The 16,204-nt window shown below is 73.4% G+C and carries 2 protein-coding genes (both running past the window's edge); both read right to left on the bottom strand.

The annotated features are described in order from the left end of the window. Positions 1-1,320: the 5' portion of an SDR family NAD(P)-dependent oxidoreductase gene (locus tag AC07BS_RS27580; RefSeq protein WP_478934829.1), read on the bottom strand. The gene continues 12,381 nt to the left of window position 1, outside the view; the window shows 1,320 of its 13,701 coding nt (coding positions 1-1,320); it begins with the start codon at positions 1,318-1,320; its stop codon lies beyond the left edge, outside the window. Continuing rightward, a protein-coding gene (locus AC07BS_RS27575; RefSeq protein ID WP_478934828.1) for an SDR family NAD(P)-dependent oxidoreductase crosses the window boundary here: on the bottom strand, positions 1,317-16,204 show its 3' portion. Its footprint extends 12,916 nt past the window's final position; only the last 14,888 of its 27,804 coding nucleotides appear in the window; its start codon lies beyond the right edge, outside the window; the stop codon is at positions 1,317-1,319. The genes AC07BS_RS27580 and AC07BS_RS27575 overlap by 4 nt, the downstream gene beginning before the upstream one ends.

The following is a 16,204-nucleotide window of genomic DNA, read 5'->3' as shown; positions in this document are numbered from 1 at the left end:
CAGGGACTCGTGGAGGACGCGGATGCCGCTCCCGGTCCGCAGCGGAACCATGCCGAGGTCCTCGTGGAGTGCGCGCGCCGTCTCCTCGTCGACGGTCATGCCGCCCCGGGCCCACAGCGGCCAGTTGACGGACAGGCTTCGCCCGGAGCGCCGTCCCGCGGTGACGAGGGCGTCGCGGTGGTGCGCGTAGGCGTCCATGAACGCGTTGGCGGCCGCGTAGTCCGCCTGGCCGGTGTTGCCCGTGACCGCGGCCCCCGAGGAGAACGTGGCGAAGAAGTCCAGCGCGAGGTCCCGGGTGGCGTGGTCGAGGTTGACCGTCCCGGTCACCTTCGGGGCGAGGACCTCCCGCAGCTCCTCCGTGCTCTTGGTGCGGAGGAGGCCGTCCCTGGTCACCCCGGCGCCGTGCATGATGCCGTCGATCGAGCCGCACTCGCGTACGACCCCGGCCACGAACTCCTCGACGGCCGCCGTGTCCGCGACGTCGAGCCGCACGTAGCGGATCTGGGCGTGCGGGCGGCTCAGCGCCTCCAGCGCCCGCGCCCGCTCGCCGTCAAGGGGCGAACGGCCGGTCAGGAAGAGCGTCGCGCGGCGGACCGACCGCAGCAGGTCCTCGGCGAAGATCAGCCCCAGGCCGCCCAGACCACCGGTGACGACATAGGTGCCGCCTTCCTTCCAGGGCAGGTCGGCGGGGGCGGGGGCGGGCAGCTCCCGCCAGACCAGGGTCTCCCGCTCGCCGTCGCGCCACCGCACCGCCGACGCGTCCGCGTGGTCCCGTGCCTGAAGGACCCGCTCGACCACCCGCTCCACGCCCCGGTCCCCGTCGACGAGGACCAGCTGCGGCACGACCTTGGGGTTCTCCAGCGCCGCGGTGCGCAGCATCGCGAGCAGACCGGACAGCGGCGCGTCGTCGCCGGCCTCCGGGCAGACGAGCTGGACGAGCGTCGGGGGCAGCGCCGGGTCGGCCAGCAGCCGCTTGACCACCTCGAGCACCTGGCAGGCGAGGTCCGCGTAGCGCGCCGCGAGCCCGGCCGCCGGGCTCTGAAGGAGGTGGACGCCGGGGGCGCCGCTGTGCGCCCGCAGCGCCTCCGCGGCCTGTCGCGGCCCCGCGAGCAGCACGACGTGCCCGGGCGTCCCGGCGGCGGTGCCGTCGGCCGCCCGCTCCCATACGGGAACGAAGCGCACGAGCTCCGGGCCCGTGCCCTCGCTCGCCCGCACCGCCCCGCTGTTCACCGCCCCGCTGTTCACCGCCTCCTTGAACTGCTCCTTGGAGATGCGGTTCGCCTTGAGGTCCAGCAGCATCTCGACCAGTGCGTCGTTCACTTGGCCGCCTCTCCGTTGTCCGTGGCGCGCACCGGCGCGGTGGTGAAGGCCGGGCCGAGCATCTCCGCCGCGGCAGCCAGGTCGAGTGAGCCGTTCAGATAGTCGTCGAGGACGTCGTCGACCCGCGATCGCGGGCCGCCTCCGTCGGGTTCCGCCGGGCCGCGGGGCCGGTCGGTCGTGTCGTCACCGACCCAGTACCGCTCCCGGGCGAAGGGATAGGTCGGCAGGGAGACCGGGCGTACGTCCGTGCCGGCGTGCAGCGCCCGCCAGTCGATGTCGAAGCCGTTCACCCACAGGTCGAGCACCTTGGCGTACCGGCCCTTGGCGATCCACGCCGCGACGACCTCGTCCAGGCCGTCGTCGGCGGTGAACGCGGCGCCGCCGTCGCGGTTCGCCCGGCCGCGGTGGAGGCCGTCGGTGCGCTCCGGCTCGTCGAGGAAGCCGCGCAGCCGGTCCGCCAGTTCACCGAGGGAGCCGACGACCGTCCCGAGCCGCTCGGGCATGGCCTCGCGGCCGACCTGGAGCGTGTACGCGACATCGGCGAGCGGCACGTCCGGCCGTTCCGGGTCGGTCAGCCGGCGCAGGAGCGCGCTCGCCTGCTCCCGCAGCCGCTCGCCGTCCATCGCGGAGAGCACGATCACGGCCGGTCCGGCGTCCGGGGTCCGACGGGCGTCGGGCTCGGCCGGGCGGTACTCCTCGATCACCACGTGGGCGTTCGCGCCGCCCGCCCCGAAGGACGAGACGCCCGCCCTGCGCGGCACCTCGCGGGCGACCCCGTCCACGTCCACGACGGGGCGCCGCCACGGGGCCCGCTCGCGCTGGAGGACGAACGGCGACGACGCGAAGTCGATGTGCGGGTTCGCCTCGTCCGCGTGCAGCGTGGGGGCGAGCTCGCCGTGGCGCATCTGGAGCACGACCTTGCAGACGCCCGCGACGCCCGCCGCGGCCTCCGCGTGCCCGATGTTGCTCTTCACCGAGCCGATCGCGCAGAACCCGGTGTCCCGGGTGTCGCCGGCGAACGCGCGCTTCAGGCCGTTGATCTCGATGGGGTCCCCCAGCGCGGTGCCGGTGCCGTGGGCCTCCACGTAGCTGATCGTGCCGGCGTCGATGCCCGCCTTGTCCAGCGCCCGGCGGATCAGGTTCCCCTGTGCCACCGGGTTGGGCACGGTGTAGCCGTTCGTCGTGCCCCCGTGGTTGACGCTCGTGGCGCGGATGACGGCGTGGATGCGGTCGTTGTCCCGCTCCGCGTCCTCGAGCCGCTTGAGGACGAGCGCGCCGACGCCCTCGCCCGGCACGAACCCGTTGCCGCCCCGCCCGAAGCTGCGGCACTTGCCGTCGTCCGAGAGCATCTGCAGCCGGGAGAGGCCGACATAGCCCGAGGGGTGCAGGTAGAGGTTCACGCCGCCCGACACGGCCAGTTCGCACTCGTCCCTGAGCAGGTGCTCGCACGCCTCGTGCAGCGCGGTGAGCGACGAGGAGCACATCGTGTCGATGGGCATGCTCGGGCCGTTCAGGTTCAGCTTGAACGACACGCGGTTCGCGACCGAACCGAAGGAGGTGTACGGGGACGTCATGTCGCCGCGCCGCCACCTGTCGGGGCCGTGGAGGTTGTGACCGGCGCGCGTGATGCCGACGAAGACCCCGACGCGCCCGCCGTGCTCCCGCTCCAGGCGCGCCCGCGTGTAGCCCGCGTCCTCGAAGGCCTTCCACGTCTCCTGGAGGAACAGGCGCTCCTGGGGGTCGACCTCCAGCGCCTCGTTGGGCGTCATCGCGAAGAACAGCGGGTCGAAGTCGGCGAAGCCGTCGAGGAAGCCGCCCCACTTGCTGTAGCTCCTGCCCTCGTCGGCGGCCCGGTCCTTGTCGGCCTCGTAGAAGCCGTCGAGCGCCCACCGGTCCGCGGGGATCTCGGTGATCGAGTCCCTGCCGTCCCGCAGGCCGGCCCAGAACTCGTCCAGCGTCTCGGCCTGCGGGAACCGCGCGCTCATGCCGATGATCGCGATGTCTCCACCACCGCGCGGCCGCACAGTGCCTTCCGGCCGGCGCGGCTCCGCCACGCGAGCCGGAGCCGGAGCCGCAACCGCAACCGGAGCCGCGGCCGGGGGCTCGACGGGCGCCGGAGCGGGAACGTCCTGCGGCGCCGGCGCGAAGCCGACGACGCGCGCGATGTCCTCCTGCCGCTCGGTGACGAAGTGGTCGGCCAGCGCGCCGACGGTGCGGTACTCGAAGAAGAGCGTGCTGCCGACCTCCCCGAGGTCCTTCTGGAGCCCGTTGAGCAGCTGGAGGATCAGGATGGAGTCGATGCCGTACGTCGACAGCGGCTCTCCGGCCTTGACGGAGTCCGCCGGGATCATCAACGTGCGCGCCACCAGGTCCTTGAGGTAGGTGACCACGGCGTTCTTGAGCGCTCCCGGGTCCACCCGGGCCTCCGTACGGGGCTCCGGGTCCGCACCGGTCGCCGGCGGCGCGGCGGGCGTCGCGGCGGCCGGTGCCTCGACGGCGTCCGGCCGCTCGCCGCCGCGGGTCTGCCGGATCACCCCGTCGCTGTAGGCCACGACGACCTGCTGGCCGAGCAGGTGGGCGTCGGCGGCGGGGAACTCGATCGGCTCGTAGCCCTCCCACTCCAGCACGGACCGCCACATCGCGGGCTCGAGGGCGGGGCCGCCCTCGGCGCGGAGCTCCGGGTCGTCGTAGAGCCACCAGCCGTCCAGGAGCGCGAACGTGAGCAGGCTGAACGGCGTGTACTCGGAGATCTCGTTGATGACCACCGCGGCGCCGGGCCTCATCAGCGCCTTGGCGTTGCGCAGCGACTCGCGGATGTCCCGGGTGGCGTGCAGCACGTTGGTCGCGACGATGATGTCGTAGGCGCCCTCGGTGAAGCCCTGCTCCGCCACGGGCCTGCTCGCGTCGAACAGCCGGCAGCGCAGGAAGGGGTTGTCCGCGCCGAACTCGCGCGTGCCGTGGATGAGGAAGGCGTTCGACATGTCGGTGTAGCAGTACTCGGCGATGTTCCGCGCGTACGGCTTGAGCCGCGGCATCAGCGTGGCCGTCGTGCCGCCCGTGCCCGCGCCCACCTCGAAGAGGCGGACCCGGGCGTCGGGGTCCTCGGCGATCCTGCGCTCGACCAGCTCCACCACGCAGTCGCCGGCGACGTCGTTGAAGTGGTCCGCGATCATGTTGTGCTTGTAGATGCCCTCGACGAACTCCAGTGAGGAGCCGGGGAAGATGACCTCGACGGCCGACGTCGTCCCCGTCAGGATCCCGGTGACCACCCGGAAGGTCCGGTCGGCCAGCACGGCCGTGGCCCGCAGCTCGGGATCGGCGAGCCACACCCGCTTGCCGCGCTCCCACTCCCGCTCGGCCGCCCGCGCGTCGGACCGGTCGCCGACGGCGGTGAAGGACCCGTCGCCGGTCTCCTGGATGTGGCCGAAGCGCGTCAGGACGGCGAAGCACTCCCCGACCCACCGGTCGAACCCGGGCAGGACCCCGTTGTCCCGCATGAAGGACGCCACGTCGAAGACGCGCCTGTCGAACCAGCCGCGTTCCCGCAGGTCGCACCAGAGCAGCCGGGCCAGGACCTCGTCCAGCTCCATCGCCTTGGCCTTGGTGCCGGTACGGACGGCCCGCACCTGGTCGGCGCGCGACGGCAGGGCCGGGGCGAGCGCGGGCCCGCGCACCGCGGACCCCAGCACGCGGACCGACTCCCGGCCGTCGAACGACTCGAACTTCTCCGGCTTGCGCGTGTTGAGGTGGGCCACCTGCACCAGCGGCGAGGCCAGGAGCCGCTCGACGGTGTCCATGGCGAGGGCAGGGTCGATGTCGGCCAGCCCCTCCTGCTCGTACAGCCGCTCCCTGATGTGCTGCGGCACGTCGAGACCGCTGCCCACCGCACCCCAGTACCCCCAGTTGACCACCCGCACGGGGTAGGACCGCTCGGCGGACAGGCGGTGGGAGAGGGCGTCCTCGATGGCGCTGCCGGCGACGTAACTGCAATAGCCCATGGCCGGGTTGAGCGAGGAGATCGACGAGAAGAACAGCATGAAGTCCAGGTCGTCGGCGTCGAAGACCTCGGCCGTCCACGCGCCGGCGTCGAGCTTGGCGCTCAGGCCGAGCCGGAACCGCCGCTCCTCGGTGTTGGGCAGGCTCTGGTCCACCAGGCCGAACACGGAGTGGACGACGCCGTTGACCCTGCCGAAACGCCGCGTGATCCGCGCGTGGGCGGCGGTGAGCGACTCCCGGTCGGCGGCGTCGGCGCGGACGTACCAGGGCGCGGGACCGAGGGCGGCCAGCCTGTCGATCTTGCGCTGGATGTCGTCGTCCAGCTCCCGCCTGCCGATCCACACGACCTGGGCCCCGAAGCGCCGGATCACGTCCTCGCTCCAGATCTCGCCGAGACCACCGGCCCCGCCCAGGACGACGTAGACGCCTCCCCTGGTGTACGGGCTGCCGGACGGCTCGGCGAGCGCGGCGGGCGCCAGCCGCCGGCGGAACCACTGCCCGCCCCGCAGCGCCCGCACCGGCCGCGCGTCGGCACCGATCAGGGCGGTCACGGGGAGGGCGTCGCCCACGCCGAGGTCGAGCGCGTTCACCCGCCAGTTGGGGAGCTCCTTGGCCATCACGCCGGCCAGGCCCAGCACGCCCGCGTCGGCGGGGTGGACCCGCTCGCCGCGCCGTACGGGCTGCGTCTGCCGGGTGACGACGGTCCAGGTCAGGTCCGAACCCGCGTGCCCCAGCGCGAGCAGCGCCTTGACGAGGCGGAAGAACGCGATCACCCCGGCGTCGGTCCGCCGCAGCAGCGCGGTGGCGTCCGAGTCCTCCCCCGTCCGCGAGATCCAGACGAGGTGCCGGATGTCCCCGACGGCCCGCAGCCGCGCGGTCAGCTCGTCCACGCCGGCCGTGGGCTCGACGTCGAGGAAGGAGGGCGCGCCGAACACCTCGGCGAGACGGGCGCGTTCGGTGGCGTCCGCGCCGAACACGACCACGCCGGCCCGCGGGGAGGGCTCCTCCGCGGGTGCCTGGTCCCGGACCCAGACGGGGGCCAGCGTCAGGTGGTTCCCGTCCGCCGGGAGCGCCGGGCGCTCCGCGCGTACGGGCTCAGCGGGTACGGGCTCAGCGGGTACGGGGCTCGCGGGTACGGGCTCCACGCGCGCGACGGGGGGCCTGCTCGGGGCCTCGACCGCCTCGGGCAGCCAGTACCGCCGGCGCTCGAAGGGGTACGTCGGCAGCGGGGTCCGCCGGTGCTCGCCGCCGGCGAAGAGCTCCGCGTACTCCAGTTCACAGCCCTGGAGGTAGAGGTCGCGGACGACCGCGAGGTGCTCGGCGCGCTCGCTCTCCGGCGCACCGGCGGCGCACCGCCGGATGAGGGAGTCGCCGTGCCGCTCCTGCTCGATGTCCCCGCCCCGGCGGCCCTCGGAGAGGTCGGCGACGCGCACGTGCTCCTCGCGTCCGGTCGACAGCCACTCCCGCAGCCGGTCCTCCAGCTCGCCGGTGGTCCGCGCGACGCAGGCCAGCCGGACCGCGCAGTGTCTGCGCCCGAGCAGCAACGTCAGGCTGACGTCGCCCAGGTCGGTGCCGGGGTGGGCGCTCAGGTGTTCCGTCAGCCGCTGGGCCTGGGTGCGGAGCTGCTCGTGGGAGAGGGCGGAGAGCACGACGAGGTGAGCGGCCGGGCGCGCCCCACCGCGCGGCCGTTCGGGCGCTTCCTCGATCACCATGTGGGCGTTGGTGCCGCTGAACCCGAAGGAGTTCAGTGCCGCGAGCCGCGGACGGCCCTCCTCGGTGGTCCACTCCCGGTGGACCGTGTTGACGTAGAACGGGCTCGCCGCGAAGTCGATGAGCGCGTTGCCCCGCTCGAAGTTGAGGGAGCGCGGGATCTCGCGGTGCCGCAGCGCGAGGAGGATCTTGATGAGCCCGGACAGGCCCGCCGTCGGCGACGTGTGACCGATGTTGGTCTTCACCGAGCCGATGGCGCAGTACTCCCGCTTGTCCGTGTAGCCGCGGAAGGCGCGGGTCAGCGCCTGGAACTCGATGGGGTCGCCGAGCCGGGTGCCGGTGCCGTGCGCCTCGACGAGCCCGATGTCGGCCGGGTCGACGCCGTACTTGTCGTAGACGGCCCGCTCCAGCCGCTCCTGGGACTTCGCGCTCGGCGCGGTGATGCCGTTGGACGTGCCGTCCTGGTTGAGGCCGGAGCCTCGGACGAGGCCGTGGATGTGGTCGCCGTCGGCGAGCGCGTCGCTCAGGCGCTTGAGGACGACGAAGCCGACGCCGTCGCCGGGTACGAAGCCGTCCGCCCGCTCGTCGAAGGTGTGGCACTGCCCGGTCGGGGAGAGCATCCCCGCCCGGTGGGCCTGGAGGTAGTAGTGGGGCGCGCACTGGACGGAGACCCCGCCCGCAAGGGCCATGTCGATCTCGCCCGCGCGCAGTGCCTGGCACGCCAGGTGCACGGCGACCAGCGAACCCGAGCACGCCGTGTCGACGGCGATGGCGGGGCCCCGCAGGTCGAGGTGGTACGAGATGCGGGCCGGCATGATCGACTCGGCGTTGCCCCACATGGCCTGGGCCGGGGTGTCCGCCCCGGGCGACGGCAGGTAGTCGACGGGCTGCGTACCGATGTAGACGCCGCAGTCGGTGCTCCGGGCCCCCGCTCCGGCGTAGCCCGCGTCCTCCAGCGCCCGCCAGGACTCCTCCAGGGCGATGCGCTGCTGGGGGTCCATGTAGGTCGCCTCGACGCCGGAGATCTGGAAGAACGCCGGGTCGAACAGGTCGATGTCGTTCATCAGCGACGCGTGACGGGGGACGTCGGCGCCGGGCTCGGCGAACCGCGAGATGTCCCAGCGGGTGATCTCGCCGACCAGGCTCTCCCCCTGGGCGAGGTGCTCCCACAGCCGGTCGACGCTCTCCGCCCGGCCGAACCGCCCGCTCATGCCGACGATCGCGATCGGCTCCAGGTGCGGGGGTGGGGTGGCCCCGGCCCGCACCGCGTCGGCGCCGGCCGCGGCCGCCGGGGGTGCCACCGGTGCCGCCGGTGCCGCGTCCTGGGCCCGACCGGGTCGCGTCAGGAGGGCGCCGACCCGCTCCGGGAAGTTCTCGGTGACGTAGGCCGCCAGCCGCCGGACCGAGCTGTGGTCGAACAGATCCACAGGCTCCAGCACCCCGCCGAGGATCTCGTTGAGGTCCCGGACCAGCTGGACGCCGACGATGGAGTCCACGCCGTAGTCCGCGAACGAGTCCTCGACGTGGATCTCGTGCTCCTCCAGTTCCAGGGCCTTCCGCAGCTGTGCCACGATCGCGCGCCGCACGTGCGCGTCGAGTTCGCGCGCGTCGTGGCCGTTCGCGTCACGGCCGTTCGCGTCCCGGTCCTGGTGGCCCGGGTCCGGCGCGGTCGCCCCGGCGCCGGTGCGGGCGACGACGACCTGGTGCCCGGCGTCATGGGCCGCGGCGGCGGGGAAGGAGACGGCCGCGAAGCCCTCGTCGCGCAGCACCTCCCGCCAGCGGCCGGGCTCCAGCGCGGGGCACCCGTCGATGCGCAGCTCCGGGTCCCGGTAGAGCCACCACCCGTCGAGCAGGCCGAAGGTCAGGTGCGAGAAGAGGGTGCGGGCGGACAGCTCGTTCAGCACGAGCGTGCCGTCGTGCCCCAGCAGGGCCCGCGCGTGGCGCACCGCCGCCCGGACGTCGCCGGTGGCGTGGAGGACGTTGGTCGCGAGGACGATGTCGTAGGCCCCCTCGGCCAGGCCCTGTCCCGCCGGGCTCCGCTCCACGTCGAAGTGCTCGCAGCGCAGGTACGGGTGCTCGGCGCCGAACTCCTTCTTCCCGGCGCGCAGGAAGTGGGCGGAGACATCGGTGTAGCAGTACTCCGCGATGGCGTCCCGGTGCCGGCTCAGTGCGTTCAGCACCTTCTCGGTGGTGCCACCCGTGCCCGCGCCGATCTCCAGTACGCGAACCCGGCGGCCGGGACCGGCGGCCAGCAGGGCCTCGACGCGGTCCGCCACCTGCTCCGCGACGATCTCGTTGAGGGCCTCGGCGCTGTCGCAGCGCCGGTAGACGCCCTCGACCAGCGCCGTCGAGGCATCGGGGAAGATCACGTCGGTTCCCCTGCGGCGTCCGGAGAGGACGTCGGGGAGCCCGCGGATCGCCTGGTCCATGAGGTTGACGTAGGGGTTCGTGTCTCCGCTGTCCCGGCGGACGGCCGCCCAGCGGCGCCACGCGGTGGCACCGGCCTCGGCCGCCCCCGGGGTCGGCGCGTAGCGGTCCGCGTCCAGTTCCAGGTAGCCGTGCTCCGCCAGGAAGCGGAGGCTCTCGTCGAGCCAGCGGCCGTGGACCCGGCCCGGCTTCAGGCCGTCCCGGAGGGCGGCGACGGAGCCGCTGCCGTCCGCCGCCATGCCGAGTTCCCGTAACTGCGCGACCAGCAGCCCGCACAGGAGATCGTCGTCGAAGCCCCGGCCGCTCCCGGAGTCCGTGATCACCCGTCGCAGCCGGGCGTCGTCGACGGTCCCGCCCTCGGCGGTTCCGCCCCCGACCGCCTCGGCACGTACCGGCGCCGGCTGGGGCGCGACGTCGGTGGGCCAGCAGGGCCTCTTGGCGAACGGGTAACCGGGCAGCGACACGGGAGCCGGGCGCCTGCCGCCGAACAGCTCCCGCCAGTCCAGGTCGTATCCCTGGCAGTAGAGCTTCGCGACGGCGCGCAGCGCCTCCGTGAACGCCTGCCGGTCGTGGCGCAGCGGGTACGCCTCGCGCACCAGGTCGTTGCCGGACTCCAGCACATCGGCCCGCGGGGCGAAGCCCTTGGACACGCTGCCGTCGACGGCGCCCGGCACCGTCGCGCCGCCCAGCCAGTCGCGGAACAGGCGCACGGCCTCACCCGTGTCGCGGGCCACCACGGCGCACCGGTGCCGGAAGTGGGCCCGGCCGTCGAGCAGCGTCGCGCTGATCTCACGCGGGGCGTGCCCGCCGGCACCGCCGTCGAGGAAGTCGACCAGGTCGGCGACCCGTCGCCGCAGCGCCTCCGGGTCCTTGGCCGACACGGCGAACAGGTGGGCGGGCACCGCCGTGTCGTGCTCGGTCTCGGGCGTCACGAAGCTCTCCACCACCATGTGTGCGTTGGTTCCGCTCATTCCGAAGGCGCTCAGGGCCGCGACGCGCTCGCGTCCCGCCGTGCGCGGCCACTGTCTGTTCGCCCGGTTCACGAAGAACGGGCTGTCCTGCCAGTCGATGTACGTGCTCTCGCGCTCGCAGTGGAGGCTGGCCGGGATGGTCTCGTGGCGCATGGCCTGGAGGATCCCGATCAGGCTGACCAGCCCGGACGCGGCGAGCGTGTGGCCGACGTTGGGCTTGGTCGAGGTCAGCGCGCAGTACCGGCGCCTGTCGGTGAGGCCGGTGAAGACGTCGTTGAGCGCGTTGACCTCCACCGGGTCGCCGAGCCGGGTGCCCGTGCCGTGGGCGACCAGGTAGTCGATCTCCGCCGGGTCGACGTCGTGCTTCTCGTAGGTCGACCGCAGGAGTTCGGCCTGCGCGGCACCGTTGGGGGCGGTGATGCCGTTGGACCTGCCGTCGTGGTTGATCCCACTGGCGCGGATGACGCCGTGGATCCGGTCCCCGTCCGCGATGGCCGCCGACAGCCGCTTCAGCACGACGACGGCGACGGCCTCGCTGAGCACCATGCCGTCGGCCCGCTCGTCGAAGGCGTAGCAGACGCCGTCCTCCGACAGCATTCCCGCCTGCCGCATGTCGGTGAGCTGCCGGGGCGTGGTGATCAGGCTGACGCCCGCCGCGAGGGCCGTGTCGCACTCGCCGGCGCGCAGGCTCAGGACGGCCTGGTGGGCGGCCACGAGCCCGGACGAGCAGGCGGTGTTGATCGCCATGACCGGGCCGTTGAAGTCGAGGAAGTGGGCGAGCCGCGCGGCGAGCACACCGTCGTGGTTGGCGGTGATGCTGCCCGTGCTCCCGGCCAGACCCTCGTAGTCGCCGTGCTCGACGCCCACGAACATCCCGACCCTGCCCGGCGAGCCGGGCTTCCACGCCGCGTCCTCCAGCGCCCGCCAGGACTCCTGCAGGAGCAGCCGCTGACGCGGGTCCAGGGCGCGGGCCTCCCTGGGGGAGATCTCGAAGAACAGCGGGTCGAACTCCTCCGGCCCCGTGAGCTGTCCGCAGCGGAAGGCACCGAGCGGGCTGTCCGCCGGCTCGCCCCACAGCGCGAGCCGTTCGGCACCGACCGGGCCGACGACGTCGCGGCCTTCCGCGAGGACGGACCACAGCTCGTCGACGTCGCCCGCGCCGGGGAAGCGCCCGCTCATGCCGATGACGGCAACGGCTTCGTCGTCGCCCGCGGACCCCACCGCCTGTGCGGCCGGCGTCGTCTCCTCCCGGTCCTTGCGAACGGGCACGTCGGCGGGCTCGACCACCGTCGGCGCGGGCGCCGCGCCGTACAGCGCCTCCAGGACGTCGCGGTGCTTGCCGACGAGGTGGTTCCGCAGCTTCCTGAGCGTGGGGTGGCTGAAGAAGACCGACGGTGTGATCTCGACGCCGATGCGCTCGCCGATGCCGGTGGCCAGTTCGACGAGGCTCACCGAGTCGAAGCCGTACTCGGAGAGGTTGTCGTCCTCGTGGATCCTGTCGGGCGAGACCTTGACGACGCGGCGGACGATGTCCCGGAGGTCCTGGGCCAGGCCCTCGTCGACGCCCGTCCCCGACGGCCCGGGACGCGGCGCGACGGACGGCGCGACGGACGGGGCGACGGACGCGGTGACCGACCTGACGGCGGGCTCCGCGGCGGCGACCACCGACGACGGTGGCGGCAGCAGACCGAGGAAGCGGTGCACCCGGCCCGGCTCCCCGACCACCACCATGTGCTGGACGGCGTCCTGCGCCAGCAGGGTCTCGAACAGCCGCAGTCCGTCCTCCGTCTCCAGGAGGCCCTGACCGCTGGAGCGCAGGTACAGGTCGGTCGCGTCGTCGTCGAGGCCCATGCCCCCGTCGCGCCACAGCGGCCAGTTGATCACCGCGGTCCTGCCGGAGACCTCCCCGGCGGCGCCGCGTTCGCCGCGGTGGGCGGCGTAGGCCGTCTGGAAGCGGTTGCCGAACGCGTAGTCGCAGGTGCCGAAGTCGCCGATCACCGCGGAGGTCGAGGAGAAGTAGCAGACGAAGTCGAGGACTTCGCCGGCCAGTGCCTCGTCGAGCGCGAGGGTGCCCGCGACCTTGGCGGCCGTCGTCCGCTCGAACGAGGCCACGCTCTTGTCGAGGACACTTCCCTCTCCCTCGACTCCCGCGGCGTGGATGACGCCGTGGACGGCTCCGAACCGCTCACGTGCCTGCGCCAGGGCGCGCTTCATGTCGCCCGCGTCGCAGACGTCCGCACGCACGTACAGGACCTTGTCGGCGCCGAGTGCGCGCAGCCTCTCCTGCCGGCGTGCGTCCGGTGCGGAGCGGCCGGTCAGCACGGTGTTGGCCCCGTAGGTGCGGACGAGGTGCTCGGCCACGAGCAGCCCGAGGCCGCCGAGACCGCCGGTGACGAGGTAGGTCCCGCCGCGCTTGAAGGCGCTGGGAGCCTCGGTCACCTCCGTCTCCCGTACGCGGCTGACGTAGCGCCCGCCGTCCCGGTACAGGGCGCTGGACGCGGTCTCCTGGTGCGTTTCGGCTGCCAGCCGCCCGGCCCAGTCCGCGAGGCCGCCGGGCCGCCGCGGATCGGCGGCGTCCTGGAGCACGACCGTGAACGCGGTCCGCGGCAGTACGAGCCCGAGCGAGCGCTCGAAACCGACGGCCGCTTCGAGGTGGGCGCGCTCGACGCCGTCGCGGTACCGGCCCGCGAGTACGAACCGCCGCGCGGGGACCTCGGCCCGGGCCAGCGCCTGGAGGGCGAGGACGACCTCGCCGACGTCGTCGGGGCGCGAACCCGGTTCCAGCTTCCAGAGGTCCCAGACGGCGTCGACGGCGCCGTGGCTCGCGGCGATGGCGCCGAACGCGGCCGTGTAGTCGCCGCCCTCCTCCGGACGGACCTCGTACGCGTCCGGGGAGACCCGGCGGAAGGAGGTGCCCCGCCCGACGAAGGCGACGCGCGCTCCGGGGTCGAGCGCGCGGACCGCCCGCGCGACCTCGGCCTGGCGCTCGGCACCGCTGCACAGGCAGATGACGCTGCCGAGCCGCCGCGCCGGGCCTTCCGTCAGGGGTTCCGGCTCCCAGGCCTCGGTGAAGACGAGGGGCCGCGCGCGCTCCGCGGGCGCGACGGCCCGGGGCTCGCCCCGATCGGCCCGCTCTCCCACGACGAGCGGCTGGCCGTCGAAGGGGAAGTAGCGCTCGCGGGCGAAGGGGTAGGCCGGCAGCCCGATGCGGCGCGGCCTGCGGCCGTCGTAGAGAACGTTCCAGTCGACGGGCACACCGTTCGCCCACAGCTCCAGGATCTTGTCGTACTTCCCCTTGCCGGCCCAGGACGAGATCATCGTGCTCAGATCGGCGTCGGCGGAGAACAGCGTCCGTACGCCGCTCTCGCCCCTGGTCGAGCCGCGCACCGCGGTCCCGGCGGCGCCGCCGTCCGGGCCGTCCGGGGTCAGGAAGGCGCGCAGCGCCGCCACCAGGTCCGGCAGGGACGCGGCGGAAACGCCCAGGCGCTCCTCCATCGCTTCCCGTCCGACCTGCAGCGTGTAGGCCACGTCCGCCAGCTCCACGGCCGCGTTCTCCGGCCGTTCCAGCCACTCCAGCAGGCCCTCGGCCCGCGCCCGCAGCCCGTCCTCGGTCCGCGCCGAGAGCGGCACCACGGCACCGAGCGCTGGGTCGAGCGGGTACGCCTCCTCGTGGCCGTCCCGCACGTACTCCGCGATGACGACATGGGCGTTGGATCCGCCCGCGCCGAAGGACGAGATCCCGGCGACGCGCGCACCCGTGCCGCCACCGGGCAGGACGGGCCGGTCCCAGTCGGCCAGTTCGCGCTGGACGACGAACGGGGTGTCCGCGAAGTCGATGTGCGGGTTCAGCGTCTCGGCGTGCAGGGACGGCGCCAGCTTGCCGTGCCGCATCTGGAGGAGCACCTTGGTGATGCCCGCGATGCCCGAGGCGCTCTCGGCGTGGCCGATGTTGCTCTTCACCGAACCGATGGCGCAGAACCCCTTGTCACCCGTGTGGTCCCGGAAGGCGTTCGACAGGGCCGTGATCTCGATCGGATCGCCCAGCGCGGTCCCGGTGCCGTGCGCCTCGACGTAGCTCACCGCACGCGCGCCGACCCCGGCCGTGTCCAGGGCGCGGCCGATGACCTCCGACTGCGCCTTGGGGTTGGGCACGGTGTAACCGCCGGCGCCGCCGCCGTGGTTGACCGCGGTGCCCTTGATGACGCCGTGGATCCTGTCCCCGTCGGCGATCGCCTTCGCCAGCGGCTTCAGCAGGACCGCGCCCACGCCCTCGCCGGGCACATAGCCGTCACCGCCGGCCCCGAAGCTCCGGCACCGGCCGTCGGTGGAGGCGAACTTGCCCTGACTCAGCAGCAGGTATTTGTTCGGGTGCAGCGAGAGGTTGACACCGCCCGCGACCGCCATGTCGGACTCACCGGTCCGCAGGCTCTGACAGGCGAGGTGGACGGCCGTCAGCGAGGACGAGCACATCGTGTCGACGCTCATGCTCGGACCGTGGAAGCCGCAGACGTGCGACACCCGGTTGGCGATGGAGGCCGAGCTGCCCGCGACCGCCGAGGCGCCGCCCAGCAGCTGGTTCTGGGCGCCGTAGAGCTGGTACTCCTCGTACATCACACCGACGAACACACCGACCCGGCCGGCCGGCACGTTGCCGGTCCGGCTCTTCGGGCCACCCCGGGTGTAGCCGGCGTCCTCCAGCGTCTCGTGGACGCACTGGAGGAACAGCCGCTCCTGCGGGTCCATGATCTCCGCCTCGCGCGGGGAGATGTTGAAGAACAGCGGATCGAACTCGTACGCGCCGTCGACGAACCCGCCCCACTTGCTGTACGACTTTCCGGCGGCGTCCTTGCGCGGGTCGAAGAACTGCCCGTGGTCCCAACGGGACTCGGGGATCTCCGTGACGCTGTCCCTGCCCGCCGCGAGGTTCTCCCAGAACTCCGCCACGTCGCGCGCCTGCGGGTAACGGCCCGCCAGGCCGACGATCGCGATGTCCATCCGCCCCTCGGTGACCGCCTCCTGAGCGACGGCCCGCGCGGGGGACGCGGTGGAGACAGGTACGGAGACCCGCCACGCGCGCTGCTGTTCGGCGGCGCTCGTCGAGGAGCCGGCGTTCGTCGACGAGGTGGCGTGGGCCGTTCCGCCGCCACCCGGACCGTTCTCCCCCGCGGACAGGAGTTCGCGCATGCGGTCGGGGTGGGCTTCGAGGAAGTGTGCGGCGAGCGCCTCGATGGTGCGGTGCTCGAAGAACAGGGTCTTCGACAGCGGCCCGAAGACCTCCTCCAGGGCCCGCGTCATGTCCATGGTCATCACGGAGTCGACGCCGTAGTCGTCGAGGGTCGCCTCCGCGTCGATCTTGGCCGGAGGCAGATTGATCACCGACGACAGCTGCTTCTTGAAGTACGCCTCGGCCCGGCCGGCCAGGCCTTCCGTCCTCTCCGGCACCGCCGACACCGCCGACACCTCGGGCGCCGCCGACACCTCGGGCGCCGAGCGACGCTCCTCCGTGCCCCGCGGTGCGGGCGTGGACCCGGGCTCGGGCTCGGGCGCGGCCAGCAGGGTGTGCCGCATCCGGGCCCGCTCGCCTTCGAGGACGAGGACCTGGTCCTCCGGCGCGGCCAGCGCCCGGTACAGGGCCCGCACCCCGGTGTCCTCGCGCAGCGGGATCAGGCCGAACCGCTCCCGCAGCCACCGTTCGACGCCCGCGTCGACGTGCATCCCGCCGTCGGCCCACAGCGGCCAGTTGACCGACACCGTCCGGCCCCGGCGCGCGCCCTGTGCCA

The organism is Streptomyces sp. NPDC044063, from assembly GCF_056434285.1.
This window is presented reverse-complemented; position numbering and strand designations above follow the sequence as displayed.